Here is a 19,284-nt window from a genome sequence, read left to right as displayed (position 1 = left end):
CAGGCAGTCTCATTCATGATGCCATCTTCCCATACAGATGCTCCGCTGCTGGTCCCCCGTGCGCTCCTCTCTCAGCTCATGAAACTCTACGATTATCCGCACCCGGATCATTCGGGCCGGATTATTCGCGGTTACGACCGGCCCCATGCGGTGCGGACGGCCCGTATGTGCGCGGCTGTGGCGGCAGAGCTGGGTCATGGGGCCGAGCTGGTCCGCCAATATCAGATCGCCTGTCTGCTCCATGACCTGGGTCGTGCCGGATTGGAGCGACAACTCTTCGGAAAGATTTGGTCCTGGGCCAAGGAGCGAGGGATTCCGACGAGGCCGCGGGAATGGAGAGCTGTTCATCAATACACGACCTACGGACGTGAGACGGAAGCCTTCCTCCGCTGCTACAGAAAAGATCTTGAGGCAGACGGCATTGCCATGACGGCCTGGGCCAAGGAACAGGTCGAGATGAGGCTGGGCTATGCGCGCAGGCTGGCCCGCCGGCTGCGCGCGGTCAGGCCCACCATCAAGAAGATGGGCGTGACCTGGAAACCCTGGATGCAGCAGGTGATGCTCTATTATTACTATCCGGAGAAGCTGGCCTCCGCCCAGCCCTGGGTCAAGCAGTTGGCGGAGATCCTTGTTGCCTGCGAGCAGTTCGAGGCCTATAGCAACCAGCGCCGCGGCAGGGACTACTATGTGCGGAAAAAGGAAACCTTGGTCGATGCCTTTGCCTATTTGGAGACCCTGCAGCGGGACGGCATCTTGAGTAGTACGGTGATGGGGGCCTTGCGACGGTTGACGGCGCAGGGCGAGTTCGATGTCATTCTGGAGGAGGCTCGCGGCGGTGCTTTGACGGGCGCCGAACGCCGTGCCCTCCGGGCGATGGAGTCATAACGATGACGGTCAAGACTGTGTCATTGCATCTCGCTATGCAGGGAGACGCGCAGATCGAAAACGTGACGAAGTCCGTGGCCGAGGCCCTGACCGGAGCCAAGCTGGCGGCAGGGATCGTGACGGTCTTCATCAAACATACGACTGCCTCGGTGATGATCATCGAAGATGAGCCAGGCATCAGGGCCGATACCAAAGCCTTCTGGGACCGGACTGTGCCGGGCGATCCTGCCTGGCAGCACAATACGAGAAATGCCGGTGAAGACAATGGCCACAGCCACTTGCGTGGTCAGCTGCAAGGGCCGTCGGTCACCATTCCCTTTCAGGACGGCGCGCTCCTGTTGGGGACCTGGCAACAGATTGTCGTCATCGATTTCGATACCAGAGCCAGGACCAGGGAATTGATTATCCAAATCATGGGTGAATGATGGCGAAGGGGCATGTGGCAGGCAGAGCTCTCGTGGCGGCGGGACTCTTGGGTCTCAGTCTCTGGCCTGGTTTGTCGACAGGAGAATGGGGGAAGCCGCTAGGTGGAACCTATGATGGTCCTGAAGGGAAGCCGCGCGTCGTAGCGCCCCCGCCAGCCGAGTTGGGTGAGGACGAGCGGGCCACGATGGCTGTCTTCGAGCGGGCCACGAAATCCGTCGTCTTTATCTCAAACACCGCAATTCAACGGGATCCCTGGTCGTTCAATCTCTTTGAAGTCCCGCAGGGGTCCGGATCGGGATTCGTCTGGAACAAGCAGGGGCATATCGTCACCAATTTTCATGTCGTCTACGGGGCGAATTCGATCACCGTCACGCTGGCGGATCGGACGGAGCATAAGGCCACGCTCATCGGCGCCGATCCCGATCACGATGTGGCGGTGCTGCAGGTCCGCGCGTCGGAAGAAGCGCTCTCGCCCCTCGCAGTCGGGACCTCGCGGGATCTGCGAGTCGGGCAGAAGGTCTTGGCGATCGGGAATCCCTTCGGCCTCGACCATACGCTGACGACCGGCGTGGTGAGCGCCTTGGGGCGGACGATCAAGTCCTTGACGAACCGGACGATTGAAGGGGTCATCCAGACCGATGCCGCCATCAATCCGGGAAACTCAGGCGGGCCGCTGCTGGATAGCGCCGGACGCTTGATCGGAGTGAACACGCAGATCATGAGCCCCAGCGGGGCCTTCGCGGGAATTGGTTTTGCTGTGCCGGTGGATACGGTCAACCGCATCGTGCCGGAGCTGATCAGGTACGGCAAGCTTATCCGTCCTGGGCTCGGGGTCTCGCTCGTGCCAGATGCGATGGCCAAGCGGTGGGGGATCAAGGGGCTGATTATCGGCAAGGTGTCGCCTGGCAGCGGGGCGGAGCAGGCAGGGTTGAAGGGCGCGCGTGAAACCGCCACCGGTCGGGTGGAATTGGGCGACATCATCCTTTCGGTCGACGGCAAGCAGGTTGGGACGCTGGACGAACTGATGGATGTGATGGAACGGCACAAGGTCAACGACCGGGTCACGGTCGAAATCCTACGGGGAACCAGCCGGGAACGGGTCTCCGTGACCCTGCAAGCCGTCAATTAAGCGGTGGCGTGAGTAGCGGCAATCCATGATGTCGCTATGCTAGGATTACTTATCTGTTCCGCATGGAGGACCATTGATGAGTGATCGCCGACCCACTGAACCACAGGACCCAGAACTCAACAGGAAGCCGGAGGACGTTGCGAATCCGTCGATGCGCATGGGGTCCGACCCGCTTGAGCTGATAGAAGAATGTCTCGCCTCATTTCCCGACAGTGACCCCCGGCAGAAGATCCTCTACAAGCTGCGCCATGCCGTGACTCTTGGCCAAGCGGCGCAACTGCAGCGAGAAGTCGAATTCAAAAAAGCCGCTGACGTCATCGCGAAGCTTATCGCGCCGGCCAACCGGATCGGCACCTTGCTTGAGGTGCCGGGCGATGGCCTTGCCAGGATCCTGGTGGGGGGCGCTGAGTATTATGCCAGCGTCGATCCCAGGGTGCAGGCTACGGAGCTGAAGATCGGCGCGCAGATTCTCGTCAACGAAGCCTTCGCCGTCATTAAGATTCTGGGCTATGACCGGAATGGCCCCGTGTTGAAAGTCGCGGAAGCCTTGCCGGATGGGCGACTTCGGTTCGAGCAGGAGATGGGTCGGCAGGTCTTGATCCTCCAACGGTCGAGCGATCTGCTCGGGGTGGACCTGAAAGCGGGCGATGAGGTGCGGATCGAGCCAAGCCTCCATGTGGCGATTGAAAAACTTGAAGATAAAAAGTCCAAGTCCCACCTCCTGGACGAGGTTCCTACCGTCACGTGGGAGCAGATCGGCGGGCAAACGGAGGCGATCGCCGCCATTAAGAAGGCGATCGAGTATCCCCTGCTCCATGCGGACACGTTTCAGCGCTTTAAGTTTACTCAGCCGAAGGGTTTTTTATTGTATGGTCCTCCCGGCTGCGGCAAGACTTTGATCGGACAGGCGGCTGCCGCCAGCCTCGCCAAGCTGGTGGGGGAGGCGAGCAAGGCTACGGTCGGCGCGAAGGGCGATAAACCGCCGGTGACTCGCGGAGCCTTCCTCCATATCAAGGGGCCGGAAATTTTGAATATGTGGCTGGGAGAATCGGAGCGGATGGTCCGTGATCTCTTCGCCCAGGCCCGCGCTCGTCGGAAGGAAGGGGCTCTGCCATTTATTTTCATCGACGAAGCGGAGTCGGTGCTCGGCACGAGACGGGCCTCTCGGTCCTTCAATATTTCCAGCACCCTCGTGCCGATGTTCTGTTCCGAGATGGACGGAATCGAATCGCTGCAGGATGTGGTGATCATTCTGGCTTCGAACAGGCCTGATTTAATCGACCCGGCTGTGCTCAGGCCAGGCCGCATCGATCGCAAGATCAAAGTGAGCCGTCCCAATCGTGACTCGGCTGCCGCGATTTTGAATGTGTATCTGACGGAGGACCTGCCTCTGGACCGGCAATGGATCGACCAGCACGGCGGGGACCGGAAGAAGTCCTGCGCCGACCTCATCGACCATGCGCTTTCTGCGATCTTCTCGCGCGTCGATGAAAACCGGCTCCTCTCGATCAGGCTCCGTAGCGGACAGAATAAGGTGCTCTATCGGGGTGATCTGATCAGCGGCGCGATCTTGTCTTCTATTGTGCAACGGGCGAAGGAACGGGCGATTGACCGGATGATTGCGTCAGGCGCGGGCGAGCCAGGCGGCATGACCCTGGACGATCTGGTCAGCTCCGTACATGCAGAGTTCCGGGAGGGCGAGATGTTGCCGCCCGACGATGCAGCGGAAGAATGGCTTAAGCTCCTCGATCACCATCCGGAGCAGGTCGTCGGAGTCTCCTCGTTCCGGAGAGGGCGGCAGACAGAAGAAAAATTGATAGGACAGATTATCTAAAGGGACAGGTGGCTGGGGGCTCTCTTTGCTCCCAGAGCGCGCACGATCAGAATGTGCTCGCTCGATGGGCGCAGTTGAGAGCACCCCAGCCACCTTGTCGTGATTCTGTCCCTGGGGGGCGAGGAGTACGGGAACGAAGATGCGGCTGTTCGGGATCGAAACAGAGTATGGGATCACGAGGGAAGACCAGGAGGCGGTCGATCCGGTCGTGGAGTCGATGGAGCTGGTGCGGGCCCATCTGACTGCTTCGTTCGAGAGGCGCTGGGACTATGGGGGGGAAGACCCTCATGAGGATGCGCGGGGGTTCCGGGTCTTAGGTCTGCAACAGGACAAAGAAGAAGACGAGTTCGCCAAGGTCGATGCCCATCGGCCTTTTTCGTTTCATGAGATGAAGAGCGACCTGGTCCTTCCGAACGGAGCCCGCTTCTACAACGACCATACGCACCCTGAATATTCCACGCCGGAATGTCGGACGTTGAAAGATCTTCTCGCCCATGACCGGGCCGGGGAGCGGATCGCTCAGCGGGCGGCGGAGCGTCGCAACCAGGTGCTCGGCGGATCTCCGGTGCAGCTCTACAAGAACAATACGGACTTCCACGGCCATAGTTACGGTTGCCACGATAACTATCTCCTCTCACGTTCGATTCCCTTCCCTGCGCTGACCGCTGGGCTGCTGCCGTTCCTGGTCAGCAGGCAAATCATTGCCGGAGCCGGCAAAGTCGGGGTGGAGGGGCAGGAGAGCGGATTCGTGCCAGGCTCCTATCAGCTCTCCCAACGGGCCGATTTCATGGAGACGGATCTGAGCGTCGATACGATGCATAACCGGCCAATTCTGAATACGAGGGACGAGCCGCACGCGGTGCGGGAAAAATATCGGCGGCTCCATCTCATCATCGGCGATGCCAATATGTGCGAATACGCCACGGCCCTGAAAGTTGGGACGACGCAGTTGGCCCTGGAGTTGATCGCGCGAGGGGCTGCCCCGGTGCTTGAATTGGAACATTCTGTTACCGCAGTGAAGCAGCTTTCTCGCGATCAGAACTTGAAGGCCACGGTTCGTCAGAGAAACGGCAGTACCATCACGGGCCTCGACATTCAAGAACAGTATTATCTCGCGGCTCAGAAACATTTGGCCGGGGCTGATGCAGAGACCGATTGGATCCTGCGCGAATGGGCTGCCACGTTGCGATTGCTGGCCGGTGATCGACAGCAGCTGGTCGGGAAGCTCGATTGGGTCACCAAGCTCTGGCTGTTGGAAACGTTTATGCAGGAAGAGAAGCTCGGCTGGGAGGACCCCTGGCTGGCCAGTTTGGATTTGGAGTACCATAATGTGAATCCGGAGCGCGGGCTCTTTCTGGGGCTGGAGGCAGAGGGGAAGGCCTGGCGGATGACCTTGGAGCAGGACATTGAATCGGCCTTGGTGGCTGGTCCGGCCGATACCAGGGCGGGTATTCGCGGCCTCTGTATCAGGCGGTTCCCTGATCAGATCAAATCGATGCAGTGGGAGCGGATTCAGTTCAGCGGGGGGCTGCTATCGAGAACGTTGGAGATGGGCGACCTCTTTAAACCGGAGGATGTACAAGCCTGTGCGCAGATTTTTGAACGAGCGGCCTCCCCGATGGATGCGCTGACTGCATGGAATAGAGAAAAGGAGTCCCGATCATGAACTACAGCTCAATGCCGGAACGCCGGGAAGGGCCTGGCAATCCGATGCCGAAGGCTCCGAGTCCGTCCGAGGAGGGCGGGGGGCCGAAGAGGCCTGAGACCGGGTCTCCGGACAAAGATAACTTGCTCAAGCGTATGCGGAAGGTGGATCCGAAGCAGGCGGAGCGGTATCGGCAACGGACGGGAGAATAAGATCTGAGAGGGGTAGGAGGGCTGTCCTCTGTGCTCGCGCAACGCGCGGCCTGGGAAGGCCCTCGTTGGACGCGCGCAGTGGAGGACCGCCCGCCCACCCCTCATGGAAGGTAAGGCCGTCGCTCAATAGGGGAGAAGGGGGAAAAATGGGGATGCAAGGGGATTTTCTTCAGCTGTTGAAAGAGCAGGGCTATACGCTCAGTGTGCCGGCGGCGATGGGGGCCGGCCATGCATTGACGAATGCCACGACGATTCTGGCTTTCAAGTATCGCGATGGTGTGCTGGTGGCAGGCGACCGTCGCGCGACCGCCGGCAATATGGTGATGTACGATCGCACGGACAAGGTGCTGGAGATCGATCGGCACAGTGTGATGGCCATTGCCGGAGTTCCTGCCACAGCCTATGAAATGGTGCGGGTCCTGGAACATTCCTTCAAATATTACCGGAGAACGCAGCTCCAGGAATTGAGTTTCGACGGCAAGCTGCGCGCTATCTCCAAGCTCTTGAAGGACAATGTGCCGGCTGCCTTGGCCGGGACCGGCGCGGTCGTCCCGGTGTTTGCCGGCTACGATCTGGAGCAGGGTTCGGCTAAGATCTATTTCTACGACATCCTCGGGGCGGAGTTCGAAGGGGTGGAATATGCCGTGTCCGGGTCCGGTTCTCCCACGATCAGGGGCATCCTGCATTATTTGAATACCTGGGGCGATCAGCCCCTCAATCAGCTGCCGGAAGAGCAGGCGATGGTGCAGGCCTTGCGATTGCTCACCAGCGCGGCGGAATTCGACTCGGCGACCGGCGGCGTGAACCGGGAGGCGAGCCTCTATCCCGTGATCAAGCTGATTACAGGAGCCGGTGTGCAGACGGTGCCGGATGCGACTTTGAAACCCCTCTATGAATCACAGGTGGTGCGTTATGTATGAAGAACCCTATCGCTGGGTAGAAGCAGTCGGCAATCGCCGCCAGTATCTGGATGAGCAGTTCAAGCAGGGGAGCCCGGTTGTGGCTCTGACTTATGAGGGCGGCATCCTTCTGGCCACGGTGAGCAAAGGGACTCCGAAGCTCTACGAGATCTATGATCGGCTGGCATTGGGCGGAATGGGGCACCCCACCGATTTGGAAAAACTGCGCTTCAGCCTGCTCGAAATGGCGCATGTCGAAGGGTTCAACCGTTCGCCCTCTGATGTCACTGGCTCGCGGTTGGTGAAATACGGCATTGCCCCCGTCATCAAACAGGCCTTTGAGGAAGTCTATAAGGCGCCGTTCATCGTACGTATTCTGGTGGCGGAGTTGGGGCAGAAGCCGGAGAAGGATGCGCTTCTGACGATCAACTACGATGGCACGTTCGAGGAAATGACCGGGTGCGCGGTTTTGGCTGCTACTCCCGCTGCCCAGACGAAAATGACGGCCTATCTCAAGGCGCAGATGCCTGCCACTCTGTCATTGGAGCAGGCGTTGGATCTGACCTTGCGTGCCTGGGCGATTGGTTCCCTCGCGCATCAACAGGAAGAGGCGGAGCAGCAGGCTGCAACCGAGCCACAGGCAAGCGGAACCGCTTCAGCGGCCGCTGCGATTCCGAGTGCCGACGTGCTGATGGAACATGTGCGGAGCATTGCGGGAGGCCGGACGCTTGAATGTGCGGTCCTTGAGCGGCAGGCTCCCGGCACCTCCAAGTACCGCTCGCTCAAGCCAGCCGATCTGTCACGGCTCCTGCCGAAGGCGCTTCAATCAGTCGTGGCGAACTAAAATGTTGAACCGTATTTTCGGATTGGAAACCGAATACGGACTCTTGGTGAATGAAGACCCGCCGGACCATTCTCCCACCTGGTTTGCCCACAAGATTCGCGACCATCTCTTTCACGTGCAACGGCGTGGCGTCCTGGATCTGCACCATCGGGGCCATGATGAACCGCCCGGCAACGGAGGATTTCTCACCAACGCCGGGCGTATGTATCTCGACATGGGCCATCTGGAATGGGCTTCGCCGGAATGTGAATCGCTGAGCGATGTGGTGGCTGCCGACCGGGCCGGCGATCAGTTGCTACAGGACGCCGTTCACGAGCTCGGTTTGGCCGACCAGGTGTCCTTGATCAAGAACAATGTGGACCATGAAACCGATGCGACCTTCGGGTCGCACGAGAACTATCTCGTGACGCGCGGTTTCCCCTTTACCAGGCGCGGCCTCGGGCCTTTCGTGACGTTCCTGGTCACCAGACAGATCTTTACCGGGGCAGGACGTGTCGGTATGGCCGGTCCCCAGGATGCCTGGATCCAGATGGATCGGCTCATCGTGCCGCGTGGAGCAAACATGCGCCATGGGCAGCAGCCTGCCATGCCGTTCCAGATTTCTCAGCGGGCCGACTACATCGTGAACGACTTCTTCGAATGGGTGCAGCAGAATCGCGCCATCGTGAATACCAGAGATGAGCCGCTGGCAGACCCGAATCAATACCGCCGCATTCATCTGTTACTCGGCGATTCGAATATGGCCGAGGTGGCGACGGCCTTGAAGTTGGGCACGACGGGCCTGGTCCTGCAATTGATCGAAGAGGGCCATGCGCCGCGCGGCCTGGAGCTCCATGAGCCGGTCGAAACGATGCAGGAACTGTCGCAGGATCAGGAGCGGCAATGGATCGTCAGGCTGCAATCGGGGAAGTCGATCTCGGCGATCGATATTCAGGAAGCCTTTCTCGCAGCGGCGCAGGAACATTATCGGGGGCAGGACGACGAAACCGATTGGGTCCTCGATCAATGGGAAGCGGTGTTGCGTGACCTTCGCGGGGACTATACGAATCTGGTGGGCCGGGTGGATTGGGCCTCGAAACTCTGGCTGCTGGAAACCTTTCGCGAGGCGGAACAACTAACCTGGGCAGATCCGGCGCTGAAGAGCCTCGACCTGGAGTATCACAATCTCCATCAAGGCAAGGGGCTCTATTACGGTCTGATGGAAGAGGGGCGGGTTCCTCGGCTCACGACCGACAAGGCGATTACCTTAGCCATGGACCATCCACCCCGCAATACCAGGGCCTTTGGGCGCGGTGAACTCGTACGGCATTTATTGGCTTCGGGACTTCCGGTTGAGGCGGCTGGGTCTTCGCTGGACGCGCGGTTTTCTCCCTCCTATGTGATCAACTGGTCGATCTTCCAATTGCGCGGGCAGGAACCCTTCCCCATGCCGGATCCGTTTAAGACCTACGCGAAAGAAGTACGGACCCATCTTCAGACTGCCTGATCGCTCTCTCCTGCTGTTCTGATCGATTCGACGATTCGGTTTTCCACCCAAAACCTGTCTTCATTGTTCCGTGCCCCCTGAAGGAACCCGCAGTGGCCTCCATGGTGGGGGGCCATCAGCCTGATGAGGGGGTTCCGCTTGATGGCCGCAAGGGCAAACATCGAATAGGGAATAAAGGGATCGTCCTGCGCTGTGACGACGGTGGTCGGCACGGCAATCTTTTCCAGTACGTGCCGCGACCCTGCGCGATCGTAGTAGTCTGGCCCGCTGGCGTAGCCGCCGTCCGGGGCCGTGTATCGGTCGTCGAACTCGCTGATGATGTGGATGCGGTCCAGCCCTGTGAGGTCCCATCTCTCTGGAAAGAGCGCTGCCTTGCGCTTCATGCGCGATTTGAGCTTGGTCAAAAAGTGATAGTGGTAGAGCCAGTTGCGAGGCTCTTCCAAGGCTTTGGCGCATTGGGTGGGATCGATATTCGGACAGACTGCGATCACCCCGGCCAGAGCCGCCTCTGACGAGCCGAGTTCGCCTGCTGCTTTCAGGACGAGATTCCCCCCCATTGAATAGCCGACCAGCCAGATACGGGTGAGTTTATCCAGGCTCGCCAATTCCTGGACGATGGCTCGATAGTCCTGACTCAGGCCGCTGTTATAGAGGGTCGGCGTCAGCCGTTCGGTTCCGCCACAGGTCCGCTGGTTCAGGCGGATGACGTTCATCCCTGCGCGATAGGCTTTCGTGGCAATCCCCTGCATGTAGTGGGACTCGCTGGAGCCTTCAAGCCCGTGCACGAGCAACAGGGTCTGGCAGCCTGTCCGGTTTGGCTGCCAATGGCAGAAGCCGAGCAACTGGGTCTTGGGATCGGTGGTGAAGAGTCGTGATTCGGCCGGTATGCCGGATAGCAGGGCCCGGCGCGGCCAATAGCCTGGAACGATCGTCATGAGGTGCTGGTTGCGGAGCAGGGTTGCCGGTGTGAACTCGCGCCAGTCAGGTGCCCTAGACGTCATCATAAAGAATCTTCTATGGCTCCGCAGTATGAATGGTGACCCAGCGGCGAAGCGGGTAGTGCGTCTGCGAAAACGACAAAGGCCTTCGAGAGAGGTCTCGAAGGCCTTGCGATGGTGGCTCCCCGGGCAGGAGTCGAACCTGCGACCAGCCGGTTAACAGCCGGCTGCTCTACCACTGAGCTACCGGGGAACGAGACCGCCATATCGGACTGCGCATTCTAGCAAAAGATTTCGGCGGGGGGGAGACTTTTTTCGATCGGCGCAGAACTTGTTTTGCTGGACGCTATTCCGTTAGACGTCGAAATCCTGAGTTTCGTCTTCATCCGAACTTGCATCCGTATTACCTGCGGCGACGGAGGCGTAGTGTTTCGCCCAGGTCAGGTAGAGATTGCCGCTGTCGCGCATGGTGTCGGCAGCCTTGACGAGCGCCTGCGCCAAGTCCGGGTCCTTCCCGCTGGCATGGATATCGGCGGCGCGCCGTTCGAGCACCTTGGGGTACTCGTTGATCAGTCCGGCAATCTCTTGCAGGAGCTCATGAATGACGTTGTCTTCAGCTTCCATCTGTTCCCTCCCCAGCGGCACCAACAAAAAAACCCATAGCGCAGGCGCCATGGGGTCTTGCGCGGGAAGCCCGCTACACGAAACAATTATCCTTGGTAGGCTTGCCCAATGGCGGCGGACTCGCCCTTATGAGCAATCAGCTGCCCGGTGGCGCTGACGGCTTGCATGCTGATGGCATTGTGCTTCGCCGCGTCGCAGACGACCACGCAGAGCTCACAGCCCTTGCAGCGGTCAATCGTTACTTCGGCCACCATCTTGGTCGAATTGAGATCCAGGCAGTTGGCCTCGGGACAATACATGATGCAGAGGCGGCATCCCTTTTTGGCCACGCATTTTTCATCGATGACTTGCGCTACGTTATACATGCGGTTCCTTCTCTCTCGTTAAGCGGCGACGGCAGGATTGCCGACTCGCAGCTCATACTTATTCTCTTCGGCCCATTTACTGGCGATATCATAGGCCGCCTTCACGGTTGCCAGATTCTTGGCCAGCAACATTTCCTTCTTGGCAAACTTCTTCTTGATTGCTTCGTCCAGGGACGCGGTTCCGCCCGAGGCGACGAACTTCTTCCCGAACCGTTCCTGCAAGGCGCCGTCCAGGGATTCCATGGAGACGCACTTGGTGATGCCCGCGACCGCTCCGATCATCGCCATATTCGTCGATAATTCGGTGCCGGCCACCTCGATCGCGAGCTCGGTGCCCGCGATGTAAAACAAGGCGACGTTCAGGCTCTTGAGCCGTTCAATGTCATCGGCCGACAGCAACTCCTGGTCGGAGTTGATGATGACGAGGCCGCCTTCCTTCACGCCGGAGTAGAAGGGCATCGTGTAGCTCTTCCCCATCGTGATGACCTGCGGATGGAACACCTGGATGACGTCGGGGAATACCAGCTCGCCGCGGTCGTAGATCCGCTCAATGCCGATCCGGCAATAGCTCTCCGCCGGCGCCATGCGCTTTTCGGCGCCGAAGAAGGGATTGGAGATCGAAAACTTGCCGTCGCGGTTGGCGGCCATGGCCATGACATGCGCGGCAGTGACGGCGCCCTGCCCGCCTAATCCCGACATCCGGATGTTCAGTCTTTTCTTGATCATAATCGTCTCTCCTTCAGAATCGGATTAGGCGCCCTGAGCGGCGAGCTGCTTGGCCGCGGCCTTCTTTTCTTTGTCCTTGGCGGCCATCTCTGCCAGGAGCTGCTTGGCCGGTTCGCTGATGTACTCTTTGTAGGCGAAGCGCTCGGTCGGCTTCTCAGAATCCCGCATCTCCTGAAGCCCTTCCATGCTGTTCTTCCCGATTTCGAGAATGCAGGGTGTGTAGAGCTGGAGATAAGTCGGGCCGATTTCGCGCGCGATCATGACCGCGTTCTTGATCACCTTCTCAATGAGGGACGGTTTGCTGACGGTGCATTGCACCACGTAATGACAGCCCGATTCGCGGGCGATTTCCGGCAGGCGAACCTTGTCGAAGAGCTTCCCGACCGGTGCCATCTTGGCCACGAAGCCCTTCTGCATCAGACCGCTCTCCTGGCCGCCCGTGTTGGCGTACAGTTCGTTGTCGAAGCAAATCGTGGTGAACTTCTCCTGGCGGAACCAGGCCTGCAACGTCATGTCGAGGCCGATATCGACGGTGGCGCCGTCGCCGGCCAGCACGACCACGTCTTTCGTCCGGCCCGGGAAGCGGACGCTCAAGGCGCGCTTCAAGCCGGAGGCGATGGCGTTCTGGTTGCCGAAGAGGGAGTGGATGTTGTGCACGGCCACCATGGGGAACACCAGGCTGGTGCAGCCGGTGGAGCCGACCATGACGGTGTCTTCGGGGTTAGGCAAGGAGGCCAGGATGTAGCGGAAGGCCATGGATTCCGGGCAGCCGGCGCAGAGAGAATGCTGCTCGATCAGTTCCTTGCTGTTGCCGATATCCTTCCAGCCCCGGTCTTCTTTGCCGTAGGTCGCGCTCTTGACCAGGTCTTGATAGTCGGACGGCATGATGTCGTACAGGTCTTCAGAAATCTTGATACGTTCCTTGCTCATGATGGCCTCCTCAATACGTGCGTCTTATTCAGGGCGTGTAGTGCTTGTTTGCCTCGGTCCGATCAGCCTCGACTGGCCATCGACACGGTGGTCATCCCAAGCAGGGTCTTGATTTCTGAGACGATGATTTCCGGTGGCATCGTCATGCCGCCGCAGACGCGCGGGCCTGCGTGCACCCGTTCGCTGTTGGGGATGGTGGCTTTGATTTCCTTGGCCAGCCAGCCGGTCACATTGAATTCCGGGACGATGATGTGTTTGGCGTTCTTCGTGGCTTCGCGGATTTCTTCGCCCGGCCATGGCCGCAAGACTTTGACCTTGACCAGCCCGCAACGGATGCCTTCATCTTCGAGGAGGCGGATGGCTTCGCGGCCCTGTGACACGGCCGTGCCGGAGGCGACGATGATGACGTCGGCGTCGGTATTTTCCGTTTCGATCAGCCCGTTCAACCACTTGATCGTGTGTTTGCGGGACCGTTCCACTGCCGCCCAGACTTCTTGCTGCCAGGACGCGTGGGTGGCGTAGCTGATGTAGTTGCTCTTCATGACGAAGGGATCGCGCATCATCCGGACCGGCGGACATTCCATGTCCATGCAGGGCACGGGCGAGCGGTAGGGGTCATAGGGAGGCAGGCACATGTCGGCCGGGGTCAGGTTGACCACGTCCTTGGTGTGCGTCACGAAGAACCCGTCGCAGCAGAGCGCCAAGGGAAGGTGCACATCCGGCTCTTCCGAGACCATGTACCCCATGAGGATCCAATCGAAGAAGTCCTGCGCGGTTTCCGCATGCCAGACGAGCATGCCGGTATTCAATAGATAGGCGATTTCGAGTGTGTCGGGCTGAATCGAGAGCGGTGAATTGATGCCGCGGCAGGTGACGATCATCTGGATCGGCAACCGTGCGCCGGACCACATCGGGAAGTTCTCCATCGCGCGCATCGTGCCGGGGCCCGCGGTCGTCGTAAATACGCGCGCGCCGCCGAAGGCCGCTCCCGCGCATTGTGACATGACGGCGAATTCGCTCTCGCCGCGGAAGTAGTCGCCGATGTAGCCCTCGGCAAAGAGTTCGCCAATCAAGGCGGCCGCTTCGCTCTGCGGGGTAATCGGGTAGGCGATCATGACGTCGCAGCTGGCCCGCCGGAGGGCTTCTTTAATGACTTCGCTGCCCGTATAGAACGACGGCGTGCGTGGCGCCTCGTTCATCATCTTCCAGGTGTCGGTAAAGGTCTGCCCTTTTTTATTCTTTGTGCCGATGACCGAATGTGTGTCTGCCATGGTTCAGCTCCTTTCACTCTCTTCAGAGCTTCAAACGTGTTAGTTTGAAGCTCCGCTCTTTGCTGACGTCAGCCGTGGTTGGACTGTCCCTTTCAACTTCTTCACCCACTCGGCCAATTTCATGATCTTTTCGACCGATGCGTCGCGGAACGACAGCATGGCGTCTTCATGGCCGGCTTGCGCGCACATGGCAATCGTGTAGCAGGAGGTGCCGCCACGAATGATTTTGAGCGCCAGGTTTGCCTGGTGGCAATGGACCCCGATGAACATGCAGCAATCGATTTTATTGTGCCAGATAGTCAGGTTCGGGTGGTTGGGATTGATTTCGACTTCGGGATTGATTTTGGGGTATTTGGGGCGGTAGTCCGGCATCGGGATCAGCATAGGCGTTTGCCCAGGCTGCATGCATTCTTTGAGCGTGTTGTAGAGGTGCCGGACGGCGGTGGCCTTCTTGGCCGCCTTCTCGTTCCACGCCCACAGGACCAAAGGGCCCGGGAAAATGGTCGGCACTTTGGCCATGAGGAATTGCTTCGCCGCTTCTTCGTATGCCTTTTCCTCTGGGACGATGACACCGTTGATATGAGCTTCCCCAGGGTTTGGCAAGCAGATCCCCATGCTTGCAGCCGATGGAGGAAGGAAATGTTCCGGGCCTGGAAGGACGCGATACTGAGTCATTGCGGCTTACTCTCCGGCAAGGGGTTAAGGAACGAGAAATACAGGTTTTCTGATGATCTAGACTTTCTTTACTCTAAGCTTTTTCCAAGTCACCCGCAACCTCGCAGAAGGCCCACCGATGCGAAATTTTGGGCTATCGAACTAAGAAGGCTTAGGCCTTTCGTCCTAACAATGCGGGCGCTGGCGGCAGGTGCCAATCACGGCAGCAAAGCGTCGGTTATTATAAGATTGGCTCTTTTGTCCTGTCAAACCAGGCGTGAGGCCGCAGTCTGCCACAGGATTCTGTGATATCTGGCTGATTGTTGGCCTGTATTCAGCATGTTACGGGGCTTGCGCAATCGTGTGCCGTGCGAGGGGGTCAGTGAAAGGAGCTCACGCTGTACATGGGCTCTATCTGGCAAGTAACGGTGGGCCGTTGGCCTATCGTTCTTTGGGGAAGACTTGCGTGAAGGGGTGGACCTCGACCCGTTCAAACACGCCATGGACTGTATAGGGGTCTTCGTTCGCGAACCGTTGCGCCTCTTCTAGCGAGTCTGCCTCAATGATGATCAGGCTTCCGGTTTTATCTGTGAGCGGACCTGCCAGCACGACGCGGCCTTGCGCGTCGAGGGGTTCCATATTGGCGAGATGCGCCGGGCGATAGATTTTTCGCTTGGCCTCTCCGTCGGGACCGTCGAATCCGAGAATGACGAATTTCATGGATGTCTCGCGGGTGGGGTGTGCCGTTGCGCTCAGGCCAGGTCTTCGATCGGGGAGCGATCTTTATAGCCGGTGGTCGTTTCATGCCACCAGCGCACTTCCTGTTCGCCGAGCTTCCAGCAGAGATAGACGACCCGGCCGTCATGCAGATGGGGGAAGTCGCAGAGGCCGAGATCCAGATCCTTCACCAGGATGCCGAGCTCCTGAATCGCTTGAAGATTGGTGCTGACCTGTTGCAGGCCTGAGATATAGAGATGCCCCACGGTGCTGCCGCCGCCATACTCGGACCTCGCGCTGGCCTTCTTGATCTCTTCCTTCGTGCGGGCCAGGACGGCCTTGGCTTGTTGGATCGAGATCAGTTTGGCGTTCAGCTGGGGGATCAGGCGGTTCGCCTCGGACAGCGTGAACATGCGCTCGTGTTGTTCTTGTTCGTTGTCGTGTTCCATAAGACCGTGGGCCTCGATGAAGGATCTCCTCATGTAGCACACCAGTCTTTTCTGCTGCAACCGCGCCGCCGGCTGGACGAGGGGAAAGAGGAAGAACCGGAGGCTGGCGAAAAAGAGCGTGATTCCTGTTGACAAGGCGCGCCGCCCGCGTTATCCTCTGGCTAACATCTCAGCTCGGTTCAGTGTTCTCTCCACACACAAGACTCTCTGGACGCATCTCGAAACAAGCCACAACTGCTCAAGTGATAGAGATGAATCAGCTCGGCATGAATTCCTGCTTGCGACAATATCCGCAGTTATGAGACAGAGTCGTATCCTGATTAATACCAGGCGCAAACCAGTAAGTCCTTCACAGGTCACCCTCTTTAGCTGACACACACGACAGAGATCATCAACTGTATTGCTATTCGCTATTCATTGAGTTTCAGGACAATTTCCCATGGTTCACCACGTGCGAGCGCTGCCAACGATGATGCAGCTGAGGGCTTGAGAGGATACTCATGACGCAAACAAAGGGGGAGGTTATGCATCTCGCGGAGCTGAAGCAGAAATCTATCGCCGATCTCAATGAGGTGGCGCGCGATCTGAAGATCGACGGCGCACCGAACCTGCGGAAGCAGGAATTGATTTTTGCGATCCTGCAGGCGCAGACCGCAAATAACGGCGTGGTCTTCGGCGAGGGCGTGCTGGAAACGCTCCCCGACGGATTCGGCTTTTTACGCGCTCCCGATTCGAACTATCTCCCGGGCCCCGACGACATCTATATCTCCCCCTCGCAAATCCGGCGGTTCAATCTGCGCACCGGCGACACGATCTCCGGGCAGATCCGGCCCCCGAAGGAGAGTGAGCGGTATTTCGCGTTGCTCAAGGTCGAGAAGGTCAATTTCGAAGATCCAGAAGTGTCCCGCGACAAGATCCTCTTCGACAACCTGACCCCGCTCTATCCCGAAGAGCGGCTCAATCTCGAGTTCGACCGTGAAGAATATTGCACCCGCGTCATGGAGCTCACGACCCCGATCGGCAAGGGCCAGCGCGGGCTGATCGTTGCGGCCCCCCGGACCGGAAAGACGATGATGTTGCAGGCCATCGCCCGGGCCATTATCAAAAACCATAAAGAAGTGACCTTGATCGTGCTGCTCATCGATGAGCGGCCGGAAGAAGTCACCGACTGGCAACGGCAGGTGAAGGCTGAAGTCATCAGCTCCACCTTCGATGAACCGCCCCAGCGCCATGCGCAAGTTGCGGAAATGGTGCTGGAGAAGGCGAAGCGGCTGGTCGAACACAAAAAAGATGTCGTGGTGCTGTTGGACAGCATTACCCGTTTGGCCCGCGCCTACAATACGATTGCCCCGCCTAGCGGTAAGGTCTTGTCGGGAGGGTTGGACTCGAACGCGCTCCAGCGCCCGAAGCGGTTCTTCGGGGCGGCCCGCAACATCGAACATGGCGGCAGTCTGACCATTATGGCGACGGCGCTGGTCGATACCGGCAGCCGCATGGACGATGTGATCTTTGAAGAATTCAAAGGAACCGGTAACATGGAAGTCCATCTGGACCGCCGTTTGGCCGACAAGCGGCTCTTTCCGGCGATCGATATCAGCCAGTCCGGAACGAGAAAAGAAGAATTGTTGGTGGACAAGGATCGTCTCAACAAGATGTGGATCCTGCGCAAGGTGCTGAGTCCGCTCGGGACGATGGAAGCGATGGAGTTCCTGATGGACAAGCTGCACGGCACCAAGACCAACCAGGAATTTCTCCAGTCGATGAACCGGTAACGCCAGACTTGTATCTGGTTGTAGAGACAGGGTAGAGTAGCGGGCCTTCGAATGGGCGAAGGTCGATGATTTTGACGTCAGGGGAGTGGGAACTATGAAGAAGGGTATTCATCCCGTGTATCGGGAAGTCGGGGTGCATTGCGCCTGCGGCAATAAATATAAGACCCGGTCAACGGGCGGCGATATCAATGTTGATATCTGTTCAAATTGCCATCCGTTTTTCACGGGGACGCAGAAAATCATTGATACCGAAGGTCGCGTTGAGCGATTCAAGAAGAAGTACGCGAAGAAAGAAAAGTAGTTCGAGAAGAGGTCATACAAGGGACCCTGCTTCGCTGAGGGGCAGGGTCCCTTTGTTTTTGTGCGGTAACGGGTGAACGCGCCGCAGAGGAAACGGGGTCATGGAAGCCGTCTTACTGAAAAAATGGGAAGTCTTGGCCACTCGTTACGACGAGTTGACCAATCAACTCATGGACCCCTCTCTGATGAGCCAGCCCTCGCAGTTGCACAAAGTCAATAAAGAGCGGACGGATATCGAGCCGGCGGCCAAGCTGCTGGCCACTTATCGCGACAATGCCAAGCAGTTGGACGAAGCCGCGCAAATTCTTGCCGATCCCACGGCCGGGGGCGAGATGCATAAGATGGCGGCGGAGGAGAGCGCCCAGCTCACACGCCAGCAGCAGGAGATCGAACAGCAGGCCCAGGAGCTGCTGATTCCCAAGGATCCGCGGGACGAAAAGAGTCTGCTTTTCGAAATTCGCGCCGGAACCGGCGGAGATGAGGCGGCGCTTTTTGCCGGAGATCTGTTTCGTATGTATAGCAAGTATGCGGAGGCCAAAGGCTTCAAGGTCGATGTGGTCGAAGCGACGGAAACGACGGGCGGGGGCTATAAAGGGGTTGTGGCGCTGATCGAAGGCAAGGGCGCCTATAGCCACTTCAAGTTCGAGGCAGGGGTCCATCGGGTGCAGCGGGTCCCTGTGACGGAAGCTAGCGGACGGATTCATACCTCGACTGTCACCGTGGCCGTCATGCCGGAAGTGGACGAGGTGGATGTGCATATCGATCCGATGGATCTTCGCATCGACACATTTTGTTCGTCCGGCGCCGGCGGCCAGAGCGTCAATACGACCAAATCGGCGGTGCGGATTACCCATATTCCGACCGGTGTAGTGGTGAGTTGCCAGGACGAACGGTCGCAGCTGAAGAATCGTACCAAGGCGATGCGGACCCTGCGGGCCAGAATCGTCGAGGCGGAGCGGGAACGGCAGGATGCGGAAACCGCGCAGAATCGCAAGGCGCAGGTGGGCACGGGCGAGCGGAGCGAGAAGATCCGCACCTACAATTTCCCGCAGAATCGGGTGACCGACCATCGTGTCGGTGTGACCTTGCATAAGTTAGAGCAGGTGCTTCAGGGCGACCTGGATGAACTCGTTCAGGCTTTGAAGGCGCAGCGTCAGCAGGAAGTGGGGGCGGCGTAA

General features: G+C 58.7%; 21 protein-coding genes and 1 tRNA gene. 12 read left to right on the top strand and 10 right to left on the bottom strand.

Going from position 1 to position 19,284, the window contains the following annotated elements; all coding sequences use genetic code 11:
• The first annotated feature begins 15 nt into the window (after window positions 1-15).
• The 9 genes from NT179_05565 (at window position 16) to NT179_05525 (ending at window position 9,360) form a co-directional block, all read left to right on the top strand.
• On the top strand, window positions 16-885 hold the full coding sequence (locus NT179_05565; GenBank protein ID MCX5721482.1) for a hypothetical protein: 870 nt from the start codon (window positions 16-18) through the stop codon (window positions 883-885).
• Between the two features lie 2 nt (window positions 886-887).
• A complete protein-coding gene (locus NT179_05560; protein MCX5721481.1) occupies window positions 888-1,310 on the top strand; it encodes a secondary thiamine-phosphate synthase enzyme YjbQ in 423 nt (140 codons plus the stop codon).
• The gene (locus NT179_05555; GenBank protein MCX5721480.1) at window positions 1,307-2,440 is read left to right on the top strand and encodes a trypsin-like peptidase domain-containing protein; all 1,134 of its coding nucleotides are present in this window, start codon (window positions 1,307-1,309) and stop codon (window positions 2,438-2,440) included. Before NT179_05560 ends, NT179_05555 begins: the two co-directional genes overlap by 4 nt.
• 76 nt (window positions 2,441-2,516) lie before the next feature.
• Complete coding sequence (locus tag NT179_05550; protein ID MCX5721479.1) at window positions 2,517-4,274, top strand: AAA family ATPase; 1,758 nt, start codon at window positions 2,517-2,519, stop codon at window positions 4,272-4,274.
• Between the two features lie 139 nt (window positions 4,275-4,413).
• Window positions 4,414-5,940 (top strand): proteasome accessory factor PafA2 family protein, encoded by a 1,527-nt coding sequence (locus NT179_05545; GenBank protein ID MCX5721478.1) that lies wholly within the window; start codon window positions 4,414-4,416, stop codon window positions 5,938-5,940.
• A complete protein-coding gene (locus tag NT179_05540; protein MCX5721477.1) occupies window positions 5,937-6,131 on the top strand; it encodes a ubiquitin-like protein UBact in 195 nt (64 codons plus the stop codon). Before NT179_05545 ends, NT179_05540 begins: the two co-directional genes overlap by 4 nt.
• Before the next feature lie 146 nt (window positions 6,132-6,277).
• Window positions 6,278-7,051: a proteasome subunit alpha gene (locus NT179_05535; GenBank protein ID MCX5721476.1), complete on the top strand. Its 774-nt coding sequence runs from the start codon at window positions 6,278-6,280 to the stop codon at window positions 7,049-7,051.
• Window positions 7,044-7,874, top strand: coding sequence for a proteasome subunit alpha (locus tag NT179_05530; protein MCX5721475.1), 831 nt, complete (start codon window positions 7,044-7,046; stop codon window positions 7,872-7,874). Before NT179_05535 ends, NT179_05530 begins: the two co-directional genes overlap by 8 nt.
• Window position 7,875: 1 nt before the next feature.
• Window positions 7,876-9,360, top strand: a complete 1,485-nt coding sequence (locus NT179_05525; protein ID MCX5721474.1) for a proteasome accessory factor PafA2 family protein — start codon at window positions 7,876-7,878, stop codon at window positions 9,358-9,360.
• Here NT179_05525 and NT179_05520 read toward each other — a convergent pair.
• The 10 genes from NT179_05520 to NT179_05475 all read right to left on the bottom strand — a co-directional run bounded on the left by NT179_05520 (window position 9,348) and on the right by NT179_05475 (window position 16,034).
• Window positions 9,348-10,364, bottom strand: a complete 1,017-nt coding sequence (locus tag NT179_05520; GenBank protein ID MCX5721473.1) for an alpha/beta fold hydrolase — start codon at window positions 10,362-10,364, stop codon at window positions 9,348-9,350. The genes NT179_05525 and NT179_05520 overlap by 13 nt on opposite strands.
• A gap of 112 nt (window positions 10,365-10,476) precedes the next feature.
• Window positions 10,477-10,551: transfer RNA gene (locus NT179_05515), tRNA-Asn, on the bottom strand.
• Between the two features lie 101 nt (window positions 10,552-10,652).
• Window positions 10,653-10,922: a hypothetical protein gene (locus NT179_05510; protein MCX5721472.1), complete on the bottom strand. Its 270-nt coding sequence runs from the start codon at window positions 10,920-10,922 to the stop codon at window positions 10,653-10,655.
• Window positions 10,923-11,008: 86 nt separating this feature from the next.
• Window positions 11,009-11,287 carry a pyruvate ferredoxin oxidoreductase gene (locus NT179_05505; GenBank protein MCX5721471.1) on the bottom strand — a complete coding sequence of 93 codons (279 nt, stop codon included), beginning with the start codon at window positions 11,285-11,287 and terminating at the stop codon, window positions 11,009-11,011.
• A gap of 18 nt (window positions 11,288-11,305) precedes the next feature.
• On the bottom strand, window positions 11,306-12,013 hold the full coding sequence (locus NT179_05500) for a 2-oxoacid:acceptor oxidoreductase family protein (GenBank protein MCX5721470.1): 708 nt from the start codon (window positions 12,011-12,013) through the stop codon (window positions 11,306-11,308).
• A 24-nt stretch (window positions 12,014-12,037) separates the two neighbouring features.
• Window positions 12,038-12,943: a thiamine pyrophosphate-dependent enzyme gene (locus NT179_05495; protein MCX5721469.1), complete on the bottom strand. Its 906-nt coding sequence runs from the start codon at window positions 12,941-12,943 to the stop codon at window positions 12,038-12,040.
• 62 nt (window positions 12,944-13,005) lie between these two features.
• The gene (locus NT179_05490; protein MCX5721468.1) at window positions 13,006-14,214 is read right to left on the bottom strand and encodes a ferredoxin oxidoreductase; all 1,209 of its coding nucleotides are present in this window, start codon (window positions 14,212-14,214) and stop codon (window positions 13,006-13,008) included.
• Window positions 14,215-14,253: 39 nt separating this feature from the next.
• Window positions 14,254-14,889 (bottom strand): carbon monoxide dehydrogenase, encoded by a 636-nt coding sequence (locus NT179_05485; protein MCX5721467.1) that lies wholly within the window; start codon window positions 14,887-14,889, stop codon window positions 14,254-14,256.
• Between the two features lie 420 nt (window positions 14,890-15,309).
• Window positions 15,310-15,588 carry a YciI family protein gene (locus tag NT179_05480; protein ID MCX5721466.1) on the bottom strand — a complete coding sequence of 93 codons (279 nt, stop codon included), beginning with the start codon at window positions 15,586-15,588 and terminating at the stop codon, window positions 15,310-15,312.
• 32 nt (window positions 15,589-15,620) lie between these two features.
• A complete protein-coding gene (locus tag NT179_05475) occupies window positions 15,621-16,034 on the bottom strand; it encodes a DUF2203 domain-containing protein (protein MCX5721465.1) in 414 nt (137 codons plus the stop codon).
• A 524-nt stretch (window positions 16,035-16,558) separates the two neighbouring features.
• Between NT179_05475 and rho the strand changes: the two genes are divergently transcribed.
• The 3 genes from rho (at window position 16,559) to prfA (ending at window position 19,284) form a co-directional block, all read left to right on the top strand.
• A complete protein-coding gene (gene rho / locus NT179_05470; GenBank protein MCX5721464.1) occupies window positions 16,559-17,806 on the top strand; it encodes a transcription termination factor Rho in 1,248 nt (415 codons plus the stop codon).
• A gap of 94 nt (window positions 17,807-17,900) precedes the next feature.
• Window positions 17,901-18,107: a 50S ribosomal protein L31 gene (rpmE, locus tag NT179_05465; protein ID MCX5721463.1), complete on the top strand. Its 207-nt coding sequence runs from the start codon at window positions 17,901-17,903 to the stop codon at window positions 18,105-18,107.
• A gap of 100 nt (window positions 18,108-18,207) precedes the next feature.
• A complete protein-coding gene (prfA, locus tag NT179_05460) occupies window positions 18,208-19,284 on the top strand; it encodes a peptide chain release factor 1 (GenBank protein ID MCX5721462.1) in 1,077 nt (358 codons plus the stop codon).

The organism is Nitrospirota bacterium (genome assembly GCA_026387665.1).
In the GTDB taxonomy this organism is placed as follows: Bacteria; Nitrospirota; Nitrospiria; order Nitrospirales; family Nitrospiraceae; genus Palsa-1315.
This window is presented reverse-complemented; position numbering and strand designations above follow the sequence as displayed.